Below are 23514 nucleotides of genomic sequence, written 5' to 3' on the forward strand. Positions count from 1 at the left end.
AATCCGGTCCATTCAAATCAGATGATTGCGTTTGCAGAAGTCACGCAGGTGCACCGCCGAGTGCAACCCGAGCTTTTCGATCAAACGCGTCTTGTAGGTGCTGACCGTCTTGTGGCTCAAGTACAGGACCTCCGCGATAGCCTTGTTACTCGCGCCTCGGGCCAGATGTTGGCAAATGGTCAGCTCGCGATTGGAGAGTGAATCGATCATCTGTTTTTCACTGCGTTGCAAATTGTCCAGCGATGCCGTGGGCAGCCGGGAGAAATAGGTGTAACCGGCCATTAACGCCTGGATCGCCTTGTGCAGTTGACCCAAATCGTTGGTTTTCGAGACATAGGCCAAGGCGCCGGCACGCATGCAACGCTCTTGGAAAAACAACGGATCCAGGGACGTAAAGGTCAGCACCCGACACGACAAATCACTGAGCTTGATGCGTTCCAGCACCTCCAGCCCATCAAGGGAAGGCATGACCAGGTCCAGCACCACCAGCTCGGGGGTATGCTCGCGCAGCATCGCCACGACCTCGTTACCGCTGGACGCCTCGTAAATGTGTTTGAAGCCTTCCTGCTTGAGTACCATTGTGACGGCGGCGCGTACCACCGGATGATCGTCCGCAATCAGTGCTGATTTCTCGGCGCGTTGCGCAAACAGCGCTGGCTTCATGGCAACTCCCTCTGCAAAAAAATGACGATTTCGCGACACTCGGCCAGGGGCCAGCCCGGAATAGACGCAACGGCTGCGCAATGACTTTTGCACGGGGGGACAGGCAAAACTACCTGTCAGATCTGACAGTTCCGACAAACGGTCAACCGCGCCTTTGCTGGTACGACCGGGTCGGCCAGGGTTGGTCGTCTTCGTGCAGTGGCCGATCGATGATCGTCATCAACCGCTGGATACACGCAAGATCAGGCAGCAGCGCGTGACTCACCTGCAACTTCTGCCACTCGCAAAGGGGTATCGGCGGCAACTGTGCCTGCTGACCGTTGAAGATCAAGGCGTGGTGAACCTGGGGGTTGCCGAGGAAAAATCCCTGCAAGTCCATCGCGCCGTCGGCCAGTGACGCATTGATGACCACCAGATCGAACGGCTCGCAACCGTACTCGACGATCGTCACCATTTCCGCAAGGCTGTGCACCGGCGCCACGCGGTAGTAATCGAGCGAATTGAACAACCGCTCGATTTTCATCCGGTGAAAATGCTGGTCGTCCGCGATCAGGATTCGTAAGGCTTTATTCGGCATCGTGGATTCCCATGAGAGTGACAAACTCGTGAGGCCGCAAGGCTACGGAACACTGGTGGTTGTTTCTGTAGGACTTTTCCTAAAGTTGGCAATGACCGTAGGCGCAAGGCTTGCCCGCGCTAGACGCACCTCGGTCCTGAACAGGACCGCGTCATCGTTCATCGCGGGCAAGCCTTGCGCCTGCGGATGACGGGTTTATTGCCAGCCAAACCGGCGGATATAGAACCCCTTCACCGCCTGGGTCAGCCCCATGTATGCCAGCAGAATCAGCGGCAGGAACACGAAGTACAGCGACGGCAGCGCCTGCAATTTGAAGTAGTGCGCCAGCGGTCCCATCGGCAGGAAGATCCCGACGGCCATGATGACTCCGGTCATGATCATCAACGGCATGGCCGCGCGGCTTTGCAGGAACGGGATCTTCGGCGTGCGGATCATGTGCACGATCAATGTCTGGGTCAGCAGCCCCACCACGAACCAGCCGGACTGGAACAGGGTCTGGTGATCCGGGGTGTTGGCGTCAAACACGTACCACATCAAGGCAAACGTGGTGATGTCGAAAATCGAGCTGATCGGACCGAAGAACAGCATAAAGCGCCCGACGTCCGCCGGTTGCCAGCGTTGGGGCTTCTTCAGCATTTCGGCATCGACGTTATCGAACGGGATGGCGATCTGCGAAATGTCATACAGCAGGTTTTGCACCAGCAGGTGCATCGGCAGCATCGGCAGGAACGGGATAAACGCACTGGCCACCAGCACCGAGAACACGTTGCCGAAGTTCGAGCTGGCGGTCATCTTGATGTACTTGAGCATGTTGGCGAAGGTCCGGCGCCCTTCCAGTACGCCCTCCTCCAGCACCATCAGGCTCTTTTCCAACAGGATGATATCGGCGGCTTCCTTGGCAATGTCCACCGCGCTGTCCACCGAGATCCCGATATCGGCTGCGCGCAGCGCCGGGGCGTCGTTGATGCCGTCGCCCATGAAACCGACCACATGGCCGTTGCCCTTGAGCAAACGCACGATGCGTTCCTTGTGCGACGGCGTCAGTTTGGCGAAGACATTGGTGGTCTCCACGGCCAGTGCCAGTTCGGCGTCGCTCATGCGCTCGACGTCGTTGCCCATCAGCAGGCCTTGTTGCTCCAGGCCGACTTCGCGGCAAATCTTCGCCGTCACCAGTTCGTTGTCGCCGGTCAGCACTTTCACCGCAATGCCGTGGGCCGCCAGCGCGCGCAGGGCCGGCGCGGTGCTTTCCTTGGGCGGATCGAGGAAGGCGACGTAGCCGATCAGGGTCATTTGCTGCTCATCGGCGATGCTGTAGACCGCTTGATCCTTCGGTGTATGCCGCGCGGCCACCGCCACCACACGCAAGCCTTCCTCGTTGAAGGACGCGGTCACTTCGCGAATCCGCGCCAGCAGTTCATCGGTCAGCGGCTCGTCGTTATCGCCGTGGCGAACACGGGTGCAACCGGAGAGGATTTCTTCCACCGCGCCTTTGCACACCAGCACGTGGTAAGGCCGGTCATGCTCGGCCACCACCACCGACATACGGCGCCGGGTGAAGTCGAACGGCACTTCATCGACCTTGGCAAACGCCGTGGCCACTTCCAGTTCACGGTGCACCTCGACGTGTTGCAGCACCGCCACGTCCAGCAGGTTTTTCAACCCGGTCTGGTAGTAGCTGTTGAGGTACGCCATTTCCAGCACGTCATCGGACTCTTCGCCCCACACGTCCACATGCCGGGCGAGGAAGATTTTGTCCTGGGTCAGGGTGCCGGTCTTGTCGGTGCACAGCACGTCCATCGCGCCGAAGTTCTGGATCGCATCCAGGCGCTTGACGATGACTTTTTTGCGCGACAGGAACACCGCGCCCTTGGCCAACGTCGAGGTGACGATCATCGGCAGCATTTCCGGGGTCAGGCCCACGGCGATGGACAGCGCGAACAGCAGCGCCTGCATCCAGTCACCCTTGGTAAAGCCGTTGATGAACAGCACCAGCGGCGCCATCACGAACATGAAGCGGATCAGCAGCCAGCTGACTTTGTTGACCCCGTTCTGAAACGAGGTCGGCGCCCGGTCGGTGGCGCTGACCCGCTGGGCCAGGGCACCGAAATAGGTGCTGTTGCCGGTGGTCAGAATCACCGCGATGGCCGAACCCGAGACCACGTTGGTGCCCATGAACAGGATGTTGTCGAGGTCCAGCGGATTGTTCGTATCGCTGTCCTGCTGGCGCGGGAATTTTTCCACCGGCATCGATTCGCCGGTCATCGCGGCCTGACTGACGAACAGGTCCTTGGCGCTGAGCACCCGGCAATCGGCGGGAATCATGTCACCGGCCGAGAGCACGATCAGGTCGCCGGGCACCAATTGCTTGATCGGCAGTTCGATACGCTGCGCGCCCTGGCGCATGACCGTCGCGGTGTTACTCACCATCGCCTTAAGCGCATCCGCCGCCTGGTTGGATTTGGCTTCCTGCCAGAAGCGCAACAGGGTCGAGAGCACCACCATGGAGAAAATCACCACGGCGGCCTTGATGTCTTCGGTGAACCACGAGACCACCGCCAACAACGTCAGCAGCAGGTTGAACGGGTTTTTGTAGCAGTGCCACAGGTGCACCCACCACGGCAGCGGTTGTTCGTGCTCGACTTCGTTGAGGCCGAACAGCTCGCGCAAGGTGTCGGCTTCGGACTCGCTCAAACCATCGCTGTGACTGCCGAGGTGATCCAGCAACAGGCCGGTGTCGCTGTTGGCCGCCGACACCAGGGTTTGCGCCAGGGTCGGCGGTACTTCACGGCTGACCGTGGTGTCGTTGATGCTTTCCAGCAACGCCAGGCGACGGAAGTGCCGGGCGATGTGGCGGGTGCGCAGGAATCCGGCGAAGAATTCTTTGAGCAGGGTCAGGTTCATGGCAGTTGCCCCCCAGGGTCAGCCGGGAAACCGTCGAGCAGGCGCGTCGAGTCGCCGCGATGACGACAGGAAAGTCGAGCATCACGCACGGTTCAGCGTCGATGAGAGGGACGTCGGGAATCGCGCCGCCACTGGCCGCGATCGGGATGCCGCTACTCGCTTTTCAGCAAGTCAACGGCACAAAAAAACTGCGCGTCAGCTTGCCGAGAAGGTGCCGGTTACTGAAACCGGCCGACTACTGTCACTCGAACAAGTACCCACTGTGGGTCTCCGCTATTGATGAAAACGCGCGAAGCTTACGCCCCGATTTCTGGAGAGTAAACGATGCTGGGGCGAGTGCCGGGGGAATCGGCGGGTTCTTCAGGAAGGGTTCAGGATCGAGGTTTTTCGGTGTTCTTTTTGGCCCCTTCGCGAGCAAGCCCGCTCCCACAATGGACCTGTGTTCACAGATCAAATGTGGGAGCGGGCTTGCTCGCGAAGGCTGACTATCAGGCGCAGAAGATTTTAGCTGGCAGTCGCCAACAACAAATCCATCACCGACCGCCCATGCCCACGGGACTTGCCATGGTCATACAGCGACCCGGCAATCTCATCGGCACGGATCGGCAGGATCGACAGCAAGGTGTCGCTCAAGCCGTGACTGGCCTGGCAGAAGCCCTGCATGTAGATGCCGGCCTTGCAGCGCTCGTCGGTGATCAGTTTGTAATTGCGATCAACCTCGAACTCGCCCAGGTACTGTTCCAGCGGCGCCAGCAGTTTGCGGTGCATCTGGCGCTCGTAACCGGTAGCCAGGACCACGGCGTCGTAATGCCGAACCGTGACTTCGCCCGTGGCGTTGTTGCGCACCGCCAGTTCAATGCCGCGCTCAGTGGCAGTGGCTTTTTCAATGGTGGTCAGGGTGCGGAACGCATGGCGCGCAATCCCGGAAACCTTCTGGCGATAGAAGATGCCGTAGATGCGTTCGATCAGGTCGATGTCCACCACCGAATAGTTGGTGTTGTGGTATTCGTTGACCAGACGCTCGCGTTCGCTGCTGGCCTGCTGGAACACCAGGTCGGTGAATTCCGGCGAGAACACTTCGTTGACGAACGGACTGTCATCCGCCGGTTTCAGGGCCGAGCCGCGCAGGATCATGTCCACTTGCACCGACGGGAAGCTGTCGTTCAGGTCGATAAAGGCTTCCGCTGCGCTCTGCCCGCCGCCGATGATCGCAATGCTCATCGGCTGGTTGTTCACGCACGGCTGCTTGGCCATTTGCGCCAGATATTGCGAGTGGTGGAACACACGGCTGTCATCCTTGAGCGCTTTGAACGCCTCGGGAATACGCGGTGTACCGCCGGCGCTGACCACCACCGAACGGGTGGTGCGCACGTGTTGCTGGCCCTGGGTATCGCGGGAAATCACGCGCAGCGCTTCGACCTGCTGGTTGTGCAGCACCGGCTCGATGGTCAGCACTTCTTCGCCGTAGCGGCTCTGCTCGGTGAACTGCCCGGCGACCCAGCGCAGGTAGTCGTTGTACTCCATGCGGCACGGGTAGAAGGTGCCGAGGTTGATGAAGTCCACCAGGCGCCCGTGATGCTTGAGGTAATTGACGAACGAGTACGGGCTGGTCGGGTTGCGCAGGGTCACCAGGTCCTTGAGGAAGGAAATCTGCAACTCGCTCTGGGTCGACAGCGTGTTGCCGTGCCAGCTGTAGGTGGCCTGCTTGTCGAGAAACAGTACATCCAGCTCGCCCTGACTCGGTGCGCGCTCTTGCAGAGCGATGGCCAGCGCCAGGTTCGAGGGGCCGAAACCGATGCCGATCAGGTCGTGAACGATGGGCGATGCAATTGCCTGTGTCATTTCCAGTGTCCTCTGGATGAACCCCGGAGCAGCGGGGATAAAGCCTGGGTGACCTGACCGGCCTGGGGCAGGACAGCAGATCGTCTGTTGAGTAGGGACGAGGACAATGAAAAAAAATTTAAGCGCAAGGGATCAATGGGCGTCCCACTGCTTGATGCGCACCCGGCAATGTTTCATGGCGTTGACGATGTGTTTCTCCACCAGCGCCCGGGAAATGCCCAGGTGTTCGGCGATCTCGGGGTGCGACAGGCCGTCGATCTTGCGCAGCAGAAAGCTCTCGCGGCACAGCCTCGGCAACTCGGCCAGGGCGCGCTGGAGCATGGCCAGGCGTTGGCCGTGGTCGAGGCTGGTGTGTGGCGAAGGGGTGAAATAGCGCTCTTCGTTGTCGAGCACTTCCAGGGACTCGACCTGACGCAGGGCATTGCGCCGATGGTCGTCAATCACCAGATTCAGCGCGGTGCGGTAGAGGAATGCCCGGGGCTGCTCGATCGGCGTGTCGCTGGATCGCTCCAGTACCCGCAGATAAGCGTCATGCACCACATCTTCGGCCACCTGACGGTTGCCCAGCTTGGCGTTCAGGAAACACACCAGCTCGCGATAGTAGTTTTCCAACATGACTCCCGGCCGCACGAGGTGCGGGACCTGTCCTTGAGCCAGCTCCGCAACCGCCGAATGGGCAGTGGCAGGATGGTGGCAATTTAAGTCGCGTAATTTATAGTAATTCTCATATAGATTTAAAGTGCTGTTTCGATTTGCCCGATAAATAGTGCTGCTCTATACCTGTAACTCCGTGTGTCCGCGCTTAAATTCCTCCCTGCATTCCTCGTTTACAGGACAGCTCCCCGTGTCTGTCGGCCCTCCGACAGCGCTCGGCTGTCGCCTCGTGTTGCGCGCCAGTCGGGCGACGGGCCGATTTTCTTTGGCCGGAACCCTGCATGAAACGTCCCCGACACACCCGACGCGCCCTGCTTGTAGCCCTCTGTCTGATCCCCGTCGTGGCCGTCGCGGCCTGGCAGATCCTTCCGCCCGGCCGCGATCAATTCGCCACGGTCCAAGTCACCCGCGGCGACATCGAAAGCAGCGTCACCGCCCTGGGCACCCTGCAACCGCGACGTTATGTCGACGTCGGCGCACAGGCGTCGGGGCAGATCCACAAGATCCACGTGGAAGTCGGCGACGTGGTCAAGGAAGGCGACCTGTTGGTGGAAATCGATCCATCCACGCAACAGGCCAAACTCGACGCCGGGCGTTTTTCCATCGACAACCTCAAGGCCCAGCTTGAAGAACAAAAAGCCCAGCACGAACTGGCCCGGCAGAAATTCCAGCGCCAGCAAAACCTCGCGGCCGGCGGCGCTACCCGCGCCGAAGACGTGCAAACCGCCCAGGCCGAACTGCGCGCCACCCAGGCCCGGGTCGACATGTTCCAGGCGCAGATCCGCCAGGCCCAGGCCAGCTTGCGCAGTGATCAGGCCGAACTCGGTTACACGCGCATTTATGCACCGATGAACGGAACGGTGGTGGCCCTCGATGCCCGGGAAGGCCAGACCCTCAACGCCCAGCAGCAGACGCCGTTGATTCTGCGCATCGCCAAACTGTCGCCGATGACGGTGTGGGCCGAGGTTTCGGAAGCGGACATCGGCCACGTCAAACCCGGCATGACGGCCTGGTTCACCACCCTCAGCGGCGGCAACCGGCGCTGGAACAGCACCGTGCGGCAGATCTTGCCGATCCCGCCCAAACCGTTGGACCAGACCAGCCAGGGAGGCGGCAGCCCCGCCAGTTCGAACAAAAGCGGCACCGGTCGCGTGGTGCTGTACACCGTGTTGCTCGACGTCGATAACGCCGACAACGCCTTGATGGCAGAAATGACGACCCAGGTGTTCTTCGTCTCCGACCAGGCGAAGAACGTCCTCACCGCGCCGATTGCCGCGTTGCAGGGTGGCGCGCAGGCTGACAGCCAGACCGCGCAAGTCGTGGCGAAAAACGGCACCCTCCAGCCACGGGTGGTGCGCACCGGCATCAGTGACCGACTGAAAGTGCAGATTCTCGATGGCCTCGACGAAGGCGATCACCTGTTGATCGGCCCGGCTGACGGGAGTGGCGGCTGAATGCAGACGCCTCTGATCGACCTGCAGGACATCCGCAAAGCCTACGGCGGCGGCGATGCCCCGCAAGTCCACGTGTTGCGCGGCATCGACCTGGCGATCCATGCCGGCGAATTCGTGGCGATCGTCGGGGCTTCCGGCTCCGGCAAATCGACGCTGATGAACATCCTCGGCTGCCTCGACCGGCCGACGTCGGGCGAATACCGCTTCGCCGGGGAAAACGTCGCCCGGCTCGACAGCGATGCACTGGCCTGGTTGCGCCGCGAGGCGTTTGGCTTTGTGTTCCAGGGTTATCACCTGATTCCGTCCGGCTCGGCCCAGGAAAACGTCGAGATGCCGGCCATCTACGCAGGCTTACCGGCTGCCGAACGCCACGCCCGCGCCGCCGCCCTGCTCGACCGCCTCGGCCTCGCTACGCGTACCGGCAACCGTCCGCATCAGCTGTCCGGCGGCCAGCAGCAACGGGTGTCGATCGCCCGCGCCTTGATGAACGGCGGTCACATCATCCTCGCCGACGAACCCACCGGCGCCCTCGACAGCCACAGCGGTGCCGAGGTCATGACCCTGCTCGACGAACTGGCGAGCCAGGGCCACGTGGTGATCCTGATCACCCACGACCGCGAAGTGGCGGCGCGGGCCAAGCGCATCATCGAAATCCGCGACGGCCTGATCATCAGCGACAGCGCCCGCGACAACCCCGCCGCGCAAACCTCGGCCAACCCCGGCGCGCTGCAAGCGGTGGACCTGCGCAAGCGCCTCAGCGAAGGTGCCGAAGCCACCGGCGCCTGGAAAGGTGAATTGGTGGACGCTGTGCACGCGGCCTGGCGGGTGATGTGGATCAACAAGTTCCGCACCGCCCTGACCTTGCTCGGCATCATCATCGGCGTGGCGTCGGTGGTGGTGATGCTCGCGGTGGGTGAAGGCAGCAAGCGCCAGGTCATGGCGCAGATGGGCGCGTTCGGCTCGAACATCATTTACCTCAGCGGCTCGGCGCCGAATCCGCGCACCCCGCCCGGCGTCATCACCCTCGACGACGTCGCCGCGCTGGCCAGCCTGCCGCAAGTGCGGCGGATCATGCCGGTCAATGGTGCCGAGGCCGGGGTGCGTTTCGGTAACGTCGATCACCTCAGTTATGTCGGCGGTAACGATACGAACTTCCCGGCGATCTTCAACTGGCCGGTGGTCCAGGGCAGTTACTTCACCGAGGCCGATGAAAAATCCGGCGCAGCGGTGGCAGTGATCGGCCACAAGGTGCGCACGAAATTGCTCAAGGACGTCGCCAACCCCATCGGCCAGTACATCCTGATCGAGAACGTGCCGTTCCAGGTGGTTGGCGTGCTCGCGGAAAAAGGCGCCAGTTCCGGCGACTCCGACAGCGACAACCGCATCGCCATTCCGTATTCGGCGGCCAGTGTGCGGCTGTTTGGCACGCACAATCCCGAATACGTGGCCATCGCCACGGCGGATGCGCGCAAGGTCAAGGAAGCGGAAACCGCGATCAAGCAATTGATGCTGCAACTGCACAGCGGCAAGCAGGATTTCGAATTGACCAATAACGCGGCGATGATCCAGGCCGAGGCCCGGACCCAGAACACCCTGTCACTGATGCTCGGCTCGATTGCCGCGATCTCGCTGTTGGTGGGTGGTATCGGCGTGATGAACATCATGCTCATGACCGTGCGCGAACGCACCCGCGAGATCGGTATTCGCATGGCCACCGGCGCCCGTCAGCGCGACATCCTGCGCCAGTTCCTCACCGAAGCGGTGATGCTCTCGGTGGTCGGCGGCCTGGCCGGGATTGCCCTGGCGCTGATCGTCGGCGGCGTGCTGGTGCTCAGCGAAGTCGCGGTCGCGTTTTCCTTGATGGCGGTGCTCGGCGCGTTCGGCTGCGCCCTCGTTACCGGTGTTGTCTTCGGCTTCATGCCGGCCCGCAAAGCTGCCCGGCTCGACCCGGTCACGGCCCTTACCAGTGAATGATCGATCTATGAAGCCGCCCTTGAGCCTGTTGACTATCTGCCTGTTGCTCAGCGCCTGCAGCAGCCCTGCCCCGCGCCCGGACAGCAGCCTTGCACCGCCCGCCACCTGGCAATCGCCGCACAACGAAAGTGCCGCGCGCAGCAATGCGCAGTGGTGGACGCAATTCGGCAGCCCGCCACTGGATCGCCTGATCGAACAGGCGCGGGTTGGCAGTTTCGACCTGGCGGCAGCGGTCGCCCGGGTGCGTCAGGCCCAGGCCGGCACGGTGATTGCTGGCGGCTCGCAGTTGCCGGAAATCAAGGCTGGGGCGAATGCCAACCGCCAGAAACTGCTGCGCGGCGATGGCTACAGTCAGCTCGATGCGGACAGCAGCAACGAGGCGGTGGATTACTTTGATGCCAACCTCAGCGCCAGTTATGAAATCGACTTCTGGGGCGGCAAACGTGCGTCTCGCGACAGTGCGCAGTTCGGGCTCAAGGCCAGCGAATTCGATCAAGCCACGGTGGAGCTGACGCTGCTCAGCGGTGTGGCCAACAGCTACACGAAAACCTTGTCGTTGCGCGAGCAGCGGCGCATTGCCGAACTCAATCTGGCTAATGCCCAGAGTGTGTTGAAACTGGTGCAGACCCGCTACGATTCCGGCTCGGCCACCGCCCTGGAACTGGCCCAGCAGAAAGGCCTGGTCGCGGCGCAACAGCGGCAATTGCCGACGGTGCAGCAACAGGCTGACGAATCGCTGATCACCCTTGCCGCCCTGCTCGGCAGACCGGTGCAGCAACTGGCGCCGATCGACGAAGCCTTCGATCACCTGCAATGGCCCGTGATTGGCGCAGGCGTGCCGAGTCAGCTTTTGAGCCGCCGCCCGGACATCGCTCGCGCCGAAGCGCAACTGGCCGCCGCCCAGGCCGACGTCACCGTCGCCCGCGCCGCCATGCTGCCTTCTATCACCCTCAGCGCCAACATCGGTTCGGGGGCCAATAGCGCCAGCGACATTCTGCGCAGCCCGTTCTACAACCTCACCGCCGGCCTCGTCGCCCCGATCTTCAATAACGGCCGCCTCGGCGCCGAGCGCGACAAAGCCACGGCACGCCAGCAAGAACTGTTGGAGATGTATCGCGGTGCGATCGTCAACGGATTCGCCGACGTCGAAAAAGCCCTCAACAGCATTCGCTGGCTTGATGAACAACGCCAATGGCAAAGCGAAGAACTGAACCAGGCGCAGACCGCCTTCGACATCGCCCAAAGCCGCTACCAGGCTGGCGCCGAGGATCTGCTCACGGTGCTGGAGACACAACGCACGCTGTACGCGGCGCAGGATTTGAATGTGCAACTGAAGCTGTCGCGGTTGCAGGCAAGTATTGCACTGTACAAGGCGTTGGGTGGGGGGTGGCAGGCTTTGTGATGGCGGTGAATTTTCGGCCGCATTCGCGAGCAGCCTCGCTCCCACAGGGGATCAGGGACTTACGCAAATGCTGCGTTCACTGAAGATCAAAATGTGGGAGCGAGCTTGCTCGCGATGAGGTCTTCACATCCACAATCCCATCGACTGACACACCGCTATCGCGAGCAAGCTCGCTCCCACAGGGGATCCAGGGCGTACGCAAAAACTGCGATCACTGAGGATCAATTGTGGGAGCGGGCTTGCTCGCGAAGGCGGTGGGTCATTCAACCTAATTGTTGACTGACCCGACGCTTTCGCGAGCAAGCCCGCTCCCACAGGGGATCTCAGGGGTTCACAAATACTGCGTTCACCATAGATCCAGTGTGGGAGCGAGCCTGCTCGCGAATGAACGATTACGCCGCTCTCAAGCCTGCCGCTGCTTGACCTTCAAATGCCGTGCATACCACGGCCGTTGCGGCACGCGGCGGAACAGGTCGGCGAGTTTCTTTTCGTCGGTCCCGAAGGTGATGCGCAGTGCAGTTTTCATGGTTTCCGGGTCCATTTCCACCGATTTGCCCGCCTGCAATCCCGGCGTTGTGCTGCAACCGTGGGTGCTCGGGCCGAGCCAGGGGTCATCCACTTCAACGAAGCGGCCCGGGGCAAACCATGGCACGCCGTTGACTTCCAGTCGCGTGACCTCCCCCGGATGAAAACGCTCGTGGGCGCGGAACCAGTCTTCCAGGCGATCGTCGATCCAGCCGTGAAAATGCCAGAACACCGGGTTCACATGGGAGGAAAACGGGTCACCGAGGAAGTCGTTTTCCGGCCCGAACCAGCGCGCAGAGAAGTCCGAAGGGTCCCGGGCGAACGGCACCGGCTGACCATTCGACGGATCCCGCGGCACCGACGCCCAACGCATGTGCAGCCAGTCATGCAGGCCCAGCTCGACTTCCGACCCAAACTGCCCGAGGGTCAACTTCGACAGATAACGCGGATCGCGGTATTGCGACTCCCACACCTCGAAATTGCTGTGATACGTCTCGGACGTCTTGATGTCGCTGACCCACTGGGTGTACTCCGGGTCTTCGCCGGCCAGCCAGGTCGGCGGCAGTGAAGCGCCATCGTGGTTGTCGAAGTAACGGGCAAAGCCCTGACGATCACGCTCAAGCTCCGGCTGCGGCATCGGGAAGCTCGGCCAGGACGGTAGGTCCTGCATCGAACGCGCGGTGGCGAGCATGTGCCGGTGCATGAAGAAAAAGTCGACACCCGACCCATTGCGATCCTTCTTCGGACCACGGGCATCGCGCTCCTTGTCTCGCGGGCCGGGCTGCCAGCCAATCCCGCGCAAGGCCCCGCGTTTATCTTCGGAGAGCGTGTGCCATTTATCCCGCGAGGCGTGCCAGAGCTGGTGGAACAAGCGGTGCTCGGGAGAAATCAGCCACGCCAGCAGTGTCGAGTTCAGGCCGGTACGTTCGCGCGCTTCAGGAAACAGGCGCTTGTGCGCGACAAAGCGATTGTCCAGCGCCGGCAAGCCGAGCGGACGGTCCAGCCGCAGGATGCGCCCGCTGAGCGTGCCACTGCCGGCGTTGCCGAAATCGGCCCAGACTTCATCGAGGACCACCGACACCTCATACGCCGGTGCGCCATTCGCCGATTGCGTATCGATCAGGCGCCAGAACATCTCACCCGGCTTGGGTGACACCAGATCGCCCATGACCCGATAACGCGGTTCAGCATCACCACGCAACTGCTGCGCCGTGTCCAGATACCCGCGCAAGCCGCGCCCGCGCTGGGCGACGTCGAGCAACAGCTCAAGGCCTTGCAACGGCAAACCGTCGAGGCCGGCCTGCGCGCCTTCGAAGCGGATATCCCAGACGCCACGCAGCGAATTCGCCAGATGCTGGCCGGCGGTATCCGCCAGATCGACCGTCGCCTCACCGGGGGTGATCGTCGGGTCCGGCTTCGTCCATTCGCGATGCCCATAATAAGCCGCAGGCACGGCGGCGCCGGTCAGCGCCAGGCCCGCCATGAACCATCGTCGAGAAATCGTCATTGCCCTACCTGTGTCAGCCATGAAGCAGGCTTTATCCAAGCTAGAACGTTCATCCCCAAGACAAATTTAAGAGCTTCGCGGGCAAGCCTCGCTCCTACAGGTTGAGCGTCGCGCATCTGTAGGAGCGAGGCTTGCCCGCAAAGAGGCCCGAACAACCACCTAAATTTTCCCGCTAGCCACTCGTTCTTCCCAGATAGCAAAGGCCCCTGCGCCTGCACCGGGGCGGCGAACCTGACTGAGATGGCAATGACAAAACCACGTTCGAAAAAGGCTCTTTACATCGGCCTGCCGCTGGCCCTGGCGATCAGCGCCGGTGCAGGCTATGCAGCCTGGGATTACTGGTTCAAGGACAACCCCGGCTACCCGGTCAAGGTGATGAAGCAGGCCGAAGAACTGCACGAACGCATGCTGTCTTTCGACAGCCACGTCAGCCTGATGCAGAACTTCGGCACCCAGGGCAACGAGGCGGACAAGGATGGCAAAGGCCAGTTCGACCTGGTCAAGGCCAATCGCGGCCACCTCTCCGGCGCGGCCCTGACGATTTTCGGCTGGCCGGAAATCTGGAACGGCGCCAACGCACCGCACAAGCCCACCGACGGGTTTGTCGAAGAAGCGCGCAACCAGCAGGAGATCCGCTACAAGATCATCACCGGCATGGTCCGCGACTTCCCCAATCAGGTCGCCATCGCCTACACCCCCGACGATTTTCGGCGCCTGCACGGCGAAGGCAAGTTCGCGATTTTCATCAGCATGCTCAATGCCTACCCGCTGGGCCATGACCTGAGCCTGCTGGACCTGTGGACGGCGCGCGGCATGCGCATGTTCGCGTTCAGCTACATTGGCAACAACGACTGGGCCGATTCCTCGCGGCCCCTGCCGTTTTTCAACGATTCGCCGGACGCCCTCGACGGCCTCTCCGACCTCGGCAAGCAAGCGGTGCATCGCTTGAATGATCTAGGGGTGATCATCGACGTTTCGCAGATGTCGACCAAGGCTCTGGAGCAAGTGGCGCAACTGAGCCGCACCCCGCTGGTGGCCTCGCACTCCGCGCCACGGGCCATGGTGGATATCCCGCGCAACCTCAGCGACAAAGAACTGCAACTGATCAAGAACAGCGGCGGCGTGGTGCAGATCGTCGGCTTCTCCCAGTACCTCAAACCGCTGTCGCAGCCGACCCAGGACAAGCTCAACGCACTGCGCCAGCGCTTCGACCTGCCGCCTCTGCCAAACCTCGCGATGGCGCTGATGCCGGGCGACCCGATCATCTCCGCCTGGTCCGAGCAGAAGTTCGGCCAGTACGCCAGCGGCCTCTACGCCATCCTCGAAGAAGAACCCAAGGCCAGCCTCAAGGACCTCGGGGACGCCATCGAATACACCGTGCGCAAAATCGGTATCGACCACGTCGGCATCAGCTCCGACTTCAACGAAGGCGGCGGCGTCAAAGGTTGGGAGAACGTGAGCGAAATCCGCAACGTCACCGCCGAACTGCTGTCGCGCGGTTACTCCGAGGCGGACATCGCCAAGCTCTGGGGTGGCAACTTCCTGCGGGTCTGGGATCAGGTGCAGAAAGCCGCCAAACCCGCGTTGATTTCGCAGCAGGACAAGAGCAAACCATGAGTGATCGTCGAACATTCCTGAAACAGGCCGGCATCCTCGCCGCCGGCCTGCCGCTGACGGCCGGCCTGCACACCGCCGCCAACGCCGCACCTGCGGCATCGCTGTCCGGTGACAAATGGGCGCAACTGCGTCAACTGTTCGACCAGGATCCGGCCTACCTGCATTTCTCCAATTTCCTGATCACCTCGCACCCCAAACCCGTGCGCGACGCCATCGAGATGCACCGCGCCGCCCTCGATAAAAACCCTGGCCTGGCGATGGATTGGGACCTGGGCGTGATTGAGCAGCGCGAAGAAGACGTCCGCGTATGGGCCGGTCGGTACCTGCAAGCCGATGCCAAGCAGATTGCTCTCACCGGCAGCACCACCGAAGGCCTGGCGATGATCTACGGCGGCGTCCACGTGCGCCCGGACCAGGAAATCCTCACCACCGTCCACGAACACTACGCCACCCACACCATCCTCGACCTGCGCACCCAGCGCGACGGCACCCAGGTACGCAAGCTCAGGTTGTTCAAGGACCCGCAGACGGTCACGAAGGAAGAAATCCTGACCGCCATCGACCAAGGCATCAAACCCGAAACCCGCCTGCTCGGCATGACTTGGGTGCAGTCCGGCAGTGGCGTGAAAACCCCGATCGCGGAAATCGGCGCTCTGGTGGACAAACACAACCGCAACCGCAGCGATGAAGACCGGATCATTTACCTGGTCGACGGCGTGCACGGTTTTGGCGTCGAGGACTTGAGTTTCCCGGCCATGAACTGTGACTTCTTTATCGCCGGCACCCACAAATGGATGTTCGGCCCGCGCGGCACCGGCATCGTTTGCAGCCGCAGCCAAGAGGTCAAATACGTCACGCCGATCATTCCGACCTTCTCCGAAGCCACGGCGTTTTCTACGACCATGACCCCCGGTGGCTACCACTCGTTCGAACACCGCTGGGCACTGAACGAAGCCTTCAAATTGCATTTGCAACTGGGCAAGGCCGACGTCCAGGCGCGTATCCATGCGCTCAACAACTACATGAAGAAACGCCTGCAAGCCCACCCGCAGATCGAACTCGTCACGCCGCTGAGCCCCGAGCTGTCATCGGGCTTCAGCTTCTTCCGGGTCAAGGGCAAGAACGCCGACAAGATCGCCGCGTACCTGATGCAAAACAAAGTGGTCGCCGATGCGGTGGAGCGTGACGTCGGCCCGGTGGTCCGCACCGCACCGGGGCTGCTCAACACCGAGGCTGAAATCGACCGCTTCATGGCGTTGCTCGGCACACAGCTCGGCTAAGGATGCGACAACACAACCCCTGTGGGAGCGAGCTTGCTCGCGATGAGGCCGCCACATCCAACATCAATGTCGACTGCCAGTACGCCATCGCGAGCAAGCTCGCTCCCACAAGGGCTCCATCGACATTGGCTGCCACCAGCCCCACCCGACTCCTTTTACCTTTGTATCGAGAGAGATGATGAACAGTGAGCCGCGTAGTTTTTCCGTGAAGACGCTCCCCGCACTGGCTTTCGCCGCCCTGGTTGCTTGCCTGCTGCCAGGCGTCGCGCAGGCCGCCGCGCCGACCCAGCCGGGCAAGGTGTTCAAGGACTGCAAGGATTGTCCGGAGATGGTCGTGCTGCCCACCGGTACGTTCACCATGGGCACCCCGGAGGATGAAGTCGGGCGCGAGCCGGATGAAGGTCCGTTGCACCCGGTGACGTTCGCCAAACCCCTGGCCATCAGCCGCTTCCAAGTGCTGGTCGGCGAATGGGACGCTTATCTGCGCGACACCGGTTACGTGATGCCCGACGGCGATACCCGTCCGGGCCGCGAGTGCAAGGCTGGCGTGCCGCGCTACGAGCGCACGGCCAAGCATCCGGCGGTGTGCATGGACTTCGAGGAGGCCAACGCCTACGTGGCATGGCTGTCGAAAAAATCCGGCAAGACCTATCGGCTGGTCAGCGAATCCCTGCGCGAGTACGCCTCCCGCGCCGGCAGCACCGGGCCATTCCCCTTCCCGTTCGACGAAGGCAAGGAATACAGCATTGCCAAGCACGCCAACACCTATGGCGCGGCCGATGGCTACAACTTCACCGCGCCGGCCGGCAGTTTCCCGGCCAACGCCTTCGGCGTGTACGACATGCACGGCAACGTCTACGAGTGGACCGCCGATTGCTACAACGAGAACTACGTCGGCGCGCCAAGCGACGGCAGTGCCTGGCTGACGGGCGACTGCAAGGCCAAGCGCATTCGCGGCAATGACTGGGGCGAAGCGCCGGTGTTCTCCCGTTCGGGCAACCGCAACGCCACCTACGCCGATACCCGTGGCGACTGGCTGGGCTTTCGCGTCGCCCGGGATCTGTGAGGCGCCCACCTCCCGTCGCATGACCGGCAACAAACCCGTGAGCGGCTAAATCGTCGCCCACGGGTTTCGTCTTTTAAGCAGCCAAACTCTTGAACCTTTGCCCTTAGCGGCACTTGAAGCGGAAACTTCCATGACCTCAAAATCCCGCGGAGCCTTCAGTGAAGTCCTCGGCCTGCTCAGGCCTTTCCGGGTCATCGTTGCGGTGTCGATCATGCTCGGCATGCTCGGCGGCCTCAGCATCACCGCGTTGCTGGCGACCATCAACGACGCGTTGAACGCCGCCGGCACCCCGTCCACCCAAGTGTTGCTCACCTTTATCGGCCTGTGCGCGGTGGCGTTGCTGACGTCGATTCTGTCGGACATCGGCACCAACCATGTCGGGCAGCACATCATTGCCGGGCTGCGTAAATCCCTGGGGGAAAAAGTCCTGCTGGCACCGATCGAACAGATCGAACGCTTCCGCAGTTATCGACTGATTCCAGTGCTGACCCACGACGTCGACACCGTCAGCGATTTCGCGTTTTCTTTCGCGCCGCTAGCCATCGCTTTCACCGTCACCCTCGGTTGCCTGAGCTACCTGGCCTACCTGTCGCTGCCGATGTTTGCCCTGCTGATGGTAGCCCTGGTGATCGGAACCGCGCTGCAATACGTGGCTCGATCCAAGGGCATCAAGGGTTTCCAGGCCGCGCGCGAAGCCGAGGATGAACTGCAAAAACACTACAGCGCAATTGCCGCCGGCGCCAAGGAACTGCGCATCCATCGTCCGCGCCGCCAACGCATGTTCAGCCAACGCATCGAAGGCACTGCCGATTTCATCTGCAACACCCACATCCGTGCGGTCAACACGTTCGTGGTGGCCAAGACCCTGGGCTCGATGCTGTTTTTCGTGGTGATCGGCCTGGCGCTGGCCCTGCAATCGCTGTGGCTGGACAACGATAAAGCGGTGCTCAGCGGCTTCGTGCTGGTGCTGCTGTACATGAAAGGCCCGATGGAATACCTGATCACCACCCTGCCGGTGGTCAGCCGCGCCAACATTGCCTTCAAGCGCATCGCCGACCTCGCGGAACAGTTTTCCTCGCCGGAACCGCACCTGCTGCTCAGCGACAAAGACGCGCCGAAACCGGTGGTCGAACACCTGGAATTGCGCGACGTGCATTTCGCCTTTCCGGCGGTGGACGGCAGCAAGCCGTTTGCCCTCGGCCCGGTCAACCTGTCCATCGCCCAGGGCGAGATCGTGTTTATCGTCGGCGAGAACGGCGGCGGCAAGACCACACTGATCAAGCTGCTGCTGGGGCTGTACGCGCCACAGGGCGGGGAAATCATCCTCAACGGCAAACCGGTGTTGGCGCACAACCGCGACGATTATCGCCAGTTGTTCACCACGATTTTTGCCGACTACTACCTGTTCGACGAATTGGTGCAAGGCGAGCAGAACGTTCCCGAAGACGCCAACCGTTACCTGGAGCGCCTGGAAATCTCGCACAAGGTCAGCATCCGCGATGGCGCGTTCAGCACCACAGATCTGTCCACCGGCCAACGCAAGCGTCTGGCCCTGTTGAACGCCTGGCTCGAAGAACGCCCGGTGCTGGTGTTCGACGAATGGGCGGCGGACCAGGACCCGGCGTTCCGGCGGATTTTCTACACCGAGCTGTTGCCGGAACTCAAATACCTGGGCAAGACCATCATCGTGATTTCCCACGACGACCGTTACTTCGATGTCGCCGACCAATTGGTGCGGATGGAGGGCGGACGGGTGGTCGCGCAGAAGCAGTCGTTGACGGCGGTCTGATCACGTTCTCTGCCCATGCCTGTCAACCCGCCGCAGCCCCCGCTGCTGCGGCCGTTACCACTGAATGTTTACCCGTGTGGGCGCGATGTCCGGCCAAGCCGTCAGCGCCCGTGCGGTCGCCGACGACGAGAGACCGATGAACGACATGATCGATGATGATTTACTGGCGCTGCTGCTGGCCGATGCCGGTGATCAACCCCAAGGCATCTCCGCCCGCACGCAGAACACCCCGGCGCCACTCTCTTTCGCCCAGCAACGCTTGTGGTTTGTGCAGCAACTGGCACCGGACAATTGCGCTTATAACCTGCCACGGGTGATGCGCATCACTGGCGCATTGCAGGCGCAGCGTCTGGAAATCGCGCTGAACCGTGTGCTTGATCGCCACGACATCCTGCGCACGGCGTTCCGCGAGATCGACGGTGTGGCGATGCAGGTGGTCGATGCTCAGGCGCGGCTCGTGCTCGGCCAGGAAGACCTGTGCGCACTCGCCGACGACGAGCGCGCCCGACAAATTGCGCAGCGCATCGAGTCCCAGGCGGGCATGCCGTTCGACCTGCGCCAGGCGCCGTTGATGCGCGCGACCGTGCTCAAGGTCGGCGCCGACGAACACCTGCTGCTGATGAACATGCACCACATCGTTTCCGATGCCTGGTCCAACGCGATCCTGATGCAGGACCTCAACCGTGCCTTCGCCCAGGCCAGCGACACAGGCGCCCCGCCGCTGCCACGTCCGCCGATTCAATACGCCGACTACGCCGCCTGGCAACGCGATGACTACCTGCACAGCGCGACGTGCGCCGACAGCGCCGACTACTGGCAAAACTACTTGGGCACACCGTTGCCGACCCTGGATTTGCCGGTGGACTTCCCGCGCAGTGCGCAACAGCGCCACTTGGCCGGCAAGCATGAATTCGAACTGCCGGCGTCACTGTCGACGAGCCTCAACCGCTTCTGCCAGCAACAGGGCCTGACGCCGTTCGTGGTCGCGCTCGGCGCCTGGCAACTGTTGCTGAGCCGCTACAGCGGTCAACGGGACTTTACCGTGGGCGTACCGAATGCCACGCGCAATCGCAGTGAAACCCAAGGGCTGGTCGGCTTCTTTGTCAGCAGCCAGGTGTACCGCGTGCGCCTCGACCCGATGCTGTCCTGCAGCGATTTCCTGCAACGCCTGCGCCGTGAATCCCTGGCGGCGCTGGACCATGCGGATTACCCGCTGGAGTTGAGTTTCGATGCCCTGCACTTGCAGGCCAGCGCGCAAGCCAATCCGCTGTTCCAGGTGCTGTTCAACTGGCGCACCGACAGCGGTGAGCCTGCTTCTATCGATCTGGATGGGTTGGCGCTGGAGTTTCTTGACGCGGGCTCGGGTCAGGCTAAATTCGAGGTGTCGCTGGATGTCGCGTACTCGCAACATGGCATTGTCGCGAGCCTGGAATACAGCCGCGATCTCTACAGCCCCGAGACCATCGAGCGCCTGGCGCGGCATTGGCAAAACCTGCTGCAAGGTATCGTTGAGGATTGTTCTCAGCGGATCGGCGAATTGCCGCTGCTCGACAGCGGAGAGCAAAGCGTTTTGTTGCAGGATTGGCATCGCGTGGTCGAGCATTCCGCGCAAGCGCCGTGCGTGCAGCAGCGGATTGCCGCTCAAGCGGAACAAACGCCGGATGCCGTCGCGCTGATTGTCGGCGAACACAGCTTGACCTACGCGCAACTGGACGCCCGCGCCAATCAGCTCGCGCACAAACTGATCGAAGCGGGTGTCGGCCCGGATCGGCTGGTGGGCATTGCGGTCGAGCGCAGCGTGGAAATGAATGTCGGCTTGCTGGCGATTCTCAAGGCGGGCGGTGCTTATGTGCCACTGGACCCGGCGTATCCCGAGGATCGCCTGGCCTACATGATCGAGGACAGCGGTCTTGAACTGCTGCTGACTCAGTCTCATCTGCAAGCACGACTGCCTATTCCGGCGGGGCTCAACACCTTGTTGCTGGATCAGCCATCAGAGTGGCTGGCGGCGTATCCACAGACTTGCCCAACGGTGGCGCTGAGCGGCGAACATCTGGCTTACGTGATCTACACCTCCGGCTCCACAGGCAAGCCGAAAGGCGTGATGGTTCGCCACTCCGCCCTGTGCAATTTTGTGGAAAGCATGGTTCATCAGCCGGGCCTGAATGCGCAGGACCGCATGCTGTCGCTGACCACGTTCTCGTTCGATATTTTCGGCCTGGAGATCTACGGCCCGCTGCTGGCCGGCGCCCGCGTGGTGCTGACCGGCAAGGACGTGCACCAAGACCCGCAAGCCGTGCTCGAACTGATCGAGCGTCATGGCGTGAGCGTGTTGCAAGCCACGCCATCGACCTGGCGCATGTTGCTCGACCACGAACAGGCCTCGATCCTGACCGGCCGTACTTTCCTGTGTGGTGGTGAAGCGCTGCCGCAGGAACTGGCCGAGCGCATGCTCGCGCTGTCGCCAAAAGTCTGGAACCTCTACGGCCCGACCGAGACCACAATCTGGTCGGCACTGCACCCATTGACGCCCGAGAACGCTAAGCCCTACCTCGGCAAGCCCATCGACAACACCGCGCTGTACATCCTCGGCAGTGACCTGGAACTCAACCCGATCGGCGCGCCGGGCGAACTGCTGATCGGTGGCGACGGCCTGGCGCGCGGTTACTTCGAGCGTCCATCGTTGACCGCCGAACGCTTCGTGCCGGACCCGTTTTCGTTCAGCGGCGAACGCTTGTACCGCACCGGCGACCTGACCCGTTATCGCGCCGAGGGCGTGATCGAGTACATCGGCCGGATCGACCATCAAGTGAAAATCCGTGGCTTTCGCATCGAACTCGGCGAGATCGAAGCGCGGCTGCTGGCCCTCGACAGCGTGCGTGAAACCGTGGTGGTGGCGCAGGACGGCCCGACCGGTCCACAACTGGTGGGCTACGTGGTGACGGCGGCAACCTGTGAAGATGAAGCCGCGTTGCGCGCCGAACTCAAGGCCTGCCTCAAGGCCGAGTTGCCGGAGTACATGGTGCCCGCGCACCTGTTGTTCCTCACGCAATTGCCCCTGACCCCGAATGGCAAAGTTGATCGCAAGGCGTTGCCACTGCCTGATTTGAGCCAGTCGCAGCGCCCGTTCATCGCCCCCGTGACGCCGCTGGAAAACGCCCTGGCCGAACTCTGGCAGGAAGCGTTGCAGGTCAAACGGGTGAGCCTGGACGACAACTTTTTCGAACTGGGCGGCCACTCGATCCTGGCGATTCAATTCATCTCGACCCTGCATGCCCGCCTCGGGATAAAACTGGCGTTGCAACAGATGCTGGCGTACCCCACGGTCGAAGTACTGGCCCGGTTCATCGCCCTGGAGCATCAGCAAAACGCGCAATCCGTGGTCGCGCTGAATGCCTCGACGGCTTCCGGTCCCGGGCTGTTCTGCCTGCACCCCAGCGGTGGCATCGTGTTTTGCTATCAGCCACTGGCGAAGAAACTCGCGCCCCACGCCAAAACCTTTGGCGTGATGCACAAAGGATTTGCCGACAAGGCCTCCAGCGCTCAGACCTGGGCCGAGATGGTCACCGATTACACCGCGCAGATTGTCGAGCAGCAGCCGCACGGGCCTTATCGGCTGATGGGATGGTCGTTGGGCGGTGCCATCGCCATGGACATCGCCGCCCAGCTCGAGCAGCAAGGCCACGAGGTGAGTTTCCTGGGGCTGGTCGACACCAACCTGCCGGAACGCGACCTGCCCGCCGACCTGCCGCGCAAGCCGTTGGAAGAAGACAACCCGAACCACCTCAGCGCGGAAAACGAACTGATGGCGGCGCTCGAGGTGTTCACCCTGATGTTCGCGCACCTGGAACCGGCGGCGGCGAGTTTCATCGCGCAAAACCCGACGGCCGACCTCAAAGCCTTCTACCGCTGGGCCAGCGAACAGACGGCGACCGGGGAACAGGAAATGATCGCGACCCTGGACGGCATCAAGCAGGAGATCATGAACGCGCAAGCCTTTGCGATAAATGAGCGTCTGGTGGCAGCGTTCGAAGAGTTCTCGCTGCCACGGCTCAACGTCCAAGTCAGTTGCTGGTGGTCGCTGTCGCACAAAACCCTGGAACACGTGCTGTTTGCGGAACAACTGCTCAAGGCCCACAACGTGACCGGCCAATTGCACACCTCGATCCACACCCCGCTGCCGCACCGCAGCATGATCTACGCCGAGTCGCTGCTGGAATCGTTTACCGACGTGCTCCTTGGTGGCCAGAGCAAAGACAAACA

Annotated in this window: 14 protein-coding genes and 1 pseudogene; 8 read left to right on the forward strand and 7 right to left on the reverse strand. The window is 62.0% G+C overall.

All coding sequences use genetic code 11. From position 1 onward, the window contains the following. Positions 1-12: 12 nt before the first annotated feature. The 5 genes from HB680_RS28465 to HB680_RS28485 all read right to left on the reverse strand — a co-directional run bounded on the left by HB680_RS28465 (position 13) and on the right by HB680_RS28485 (position 6598). Positions 13-663, reverse strand: coding sequence for a response regulator transcription factor (locus HB680_RS28465; RefSeq protein WP_213941655.1), 651 nt, complete (start codon positions 661-663; stop codon positions 13-15). A 142-nt stretch (positions 664-805) separates the two neighbouring features. Next, a complete protein-coding gene (locus HB680_RS28470) occupies positions 806-1240 on the reverse strand; it encodes a response regulator (RefSeq protein ID WP_213941656.1) in 435 nt (144 codons plus the stop codon). A gap of 195 nt (positions 1241-1435) precedes the next feature. Then, positions 1436-4141: a magnesium-translocating P-type ATPase gene (mgtA, locus tag HB680_RS28475; protein WP_213941657.1), complete on the reverse strand. Its 2706-nt coding sequence runs from the start codon at positions 4139-4141 to the stop codon at positions 1436-1438. A gap of 504 nt (positions 4142-4645) precedes the next feature. After that, positions 4646-5983, reverse strand: a complete 1338-nt coding sequence (locus HB680_RS28480) for a SidA/IucD/PvdA family monooxygenase (protein ID WP_213941658.1) — start codon at positions 5981-5983, stop codon at positions 4646-4648. 132 nt (positions 5984-6115) lie between these two features. After that, complete coding sequence (locus tag HB680_RS28485; protein WP_054051507.1) at positions 6116-6598, reverse strand: sigma-70 family RNA polymerase sigma factor; 483 nt, start codon at positions 6596-6598, stop codon at positions 6116-6118. A gap of 320 nt (positions 6599-6918) precedes the next feature. Between HB680_RS28485 and HB680_RS28490 the strand changes: the two genes are divergently transcribed. From HB680_RS28490 to HB680_RS28500, 3 genes are read left to right on the forward strand one after another with little or no spacing between them, the layout of a single operon-like run. After that, complete coding sequence (locus HB680_RS28490) at positions 6919-8091, forward strand: efflux RND transporter periplasmic adaptor subunit (RefSeq protein ID WP_213941659.1); 1173 nt, start codon at positions 6919-6921, stop codon at positions 8089-8091. Continuing rightward, positions 8092-10065 (forward strand): MacB family efflux pump subunit, encoded by a 1974-nt coding sequence (locus tag HB680_RS28495; RefSeq protein WP_213941660.1) that lies wholly within the window; start codon positions 8092-8094, stop codon positions 10063-10065. A gap of 7 nt (positions 10066-10072) precedes the next feature. Beyond that, positions 10073-11467 (forward strand): efflux transporter outer membrane subunit, encoded by a 1395-nt coding sequence (locus tag HB680_RS28500; protein ID WP_213941661.1) that lies wholly within the window; start codon positions 10073-10075, stop codon positions 11465-11467. A gap of 222 nt (positions 11468-11689) precedes the next feature. On the opposite strand, the pseudogene HB680_RS32955 reads toward HB680_RS28500, so the two are convergent. Then, positions 11690-11824, reverse strand: a pseudogene (locus tag HB680_RS32955) (metal ABC transporter ATP-binding protein); the annotation flags it as partial. Between the two features lie 46 nt (positions 11825-11870). After that, on the reverse strand, positions 11871-13499 hold the full coding sequence (locus tag HB680_RS28505) for a PvdJ/PvdD/PvdP-like protein (protein WP_213941662.1): 1629 nt from the start codon (positions 13497-13499) through the stop codon (positions 11871-11873). A gap of 246 nt (positions 13500-13745) precedes the next feature. Between HB680_RS28505 and pvdM the strand changes: the two genes are divergently transcribed. The 5 genes from pvdM to HB680_RS28530 form a co-directional block, all read left to right on the forward strand. Continuing rightward, entirely contained in the window at positions 13746-15116 is a 1371-nt protein-coding gene (gene pvdM, locus HB680_RS28510) for a dipeptidase (protein ID WP_213941663.1), read from the forward strand. Next, positions 15113-16396: an aminotransferase class V-fold PLP-dependent enzyme gene (locus HB680_RS28515; RefSeq protein ID WP_213941664.1), complete on the forward strand. Its 1284-nt coding sequence runs from the start codon at positions 15113-15115 to the stop codon at positions 16394-16396. Before pvdM ends, HB680_RS28515 begins: the two co-directional genes overlap by 4 nt. A gap of 178 nt (positions 16397-16574) precedes the next feature. Further along, the gene (locus HB680_RS28520; RefSeq protein WP_213941665.1) at positions 16575-17462 is read left to right on the forward strand and encodes a formylglycine-generating enzyme family protein; all 888 of its coding nucleotides are present in this window, start codon (positions 16575-16577) and stop codon (positions 17460-17462) included. A gap of 130 nt (positions 17463-17592) precedes the next feature. Next, on the forward strand, positions 17593-19251 hold the full coding sequence (locus HB680_RS28525) for a cyclic peptide export ABC transporter (protein ID WP_213941666.1): 1659 nt from the start codon (positions 17593-17595) through the stop codon (positions 19249-19251). Positions 19252-19387: 136 nt separating this feature from the next. Next, on the forward strand, positions 19388-23514 hold a 4127-nt coding region (locus HB680_RS28530; protein ID WP_213941668.1), incomplete at its 3' end, for a non-ribosomal peptide synthetase.

This window comes from Pseudomonas sp. dw_612, assembly GCF_018449725.1.
GTDB lineage: Bacteria > Pseudomonadota > Gammaproteobacteria > Pseudomonadales > Pseudomonadaceae > Aquipseudomonas.

Coding starts and splice junctions, on each gene's coding strand:
- HB680_RS28465 (WP_213941655.1), bottom strand. CDS start 663: ATGAAGCCAGCGCTGTTTGCGCAACGCGCCGAGAAATCAGCACTGATT.
- HB680_RS28470 (WP_213941656.1), bottom strand. CDS start 1,240: ATGCCGAATAAAGCCTTACGAATCCTGATCGCGGACGACCAGCATTTT.
- mgtA (WP_213941657.1), bottom strand. CDS start 4,141: ATGAACCTGACCCTGCTCAAAGAATTCTTCGCCGGATTCCTGCGCACC.
- HB680_RS28480 (WP_213941658.1), bottom strand. CDS start 5,983: ATGACACAGGCAATTGCATCGCCCATCGTTCACGACCTGATCGGCATC.
- HB680_RS28485 (WP_054051507.1), bottom strand. CDS start 6,598: ATGTTGGAAAACTACTATCGCGAGCTGGTGTGTTTCCTGAACGCCAAG.
- HB680_RS28490 (WP_213941659.1), top strand. CDS start 6,919: ATGAAACGTCCCCGACACACCCGACGCGCCCTGCTTGTAGCCCTCTGT.
- HB680_RS28495 (WP_213941660.1), top strand. CDS start 8,092: ATGCAGACGCCTCTGATCGACCTGCAGGACATCCGCAAAGCCTACGGC.
- HB680_RS28500 (WP_213941661.1), top strand. CDS start 10,073: ATGAAGCCGCCCTTGAGCCTGTTGACTATCTGCCTGTTGCTCAGCGCC.
- HB680_RS28505 (WP_213941662.1), bottom strand. CDS start 13,499: ATGACGATTTCTCGACGATGGTTCATGGCGGGCCTGGCGCTGACCGGC.
- pvdM (WP_213941663.1), top strand. CDS start 13,746: ATGACAAAACCACGTTCGAAAAAGGCTCTTTACATCGGCCTGCCGCTG.
- HB680_RS28515 (WP_213941664.1), top strand. CDS start 15,113: ATGAGTGATCGTCGAACATTCCTGAAACAGGCCGGCATCCTCGCCGCC.
- HB680_RS28520 (WP_213941665.1), top strand. CDS start 16,575: ATGAACAGTGAGCCGCGTAGTTTTTCCGTGAAGACGCTCCCCGCACTG.
- HB680_RS28525 (WP_213941666.1), top strand. CDS start 17,593: ATGACCTCAAAATCCCGCGGAGCCTTCAGTGAAGTCCTCGGCCTGCTC.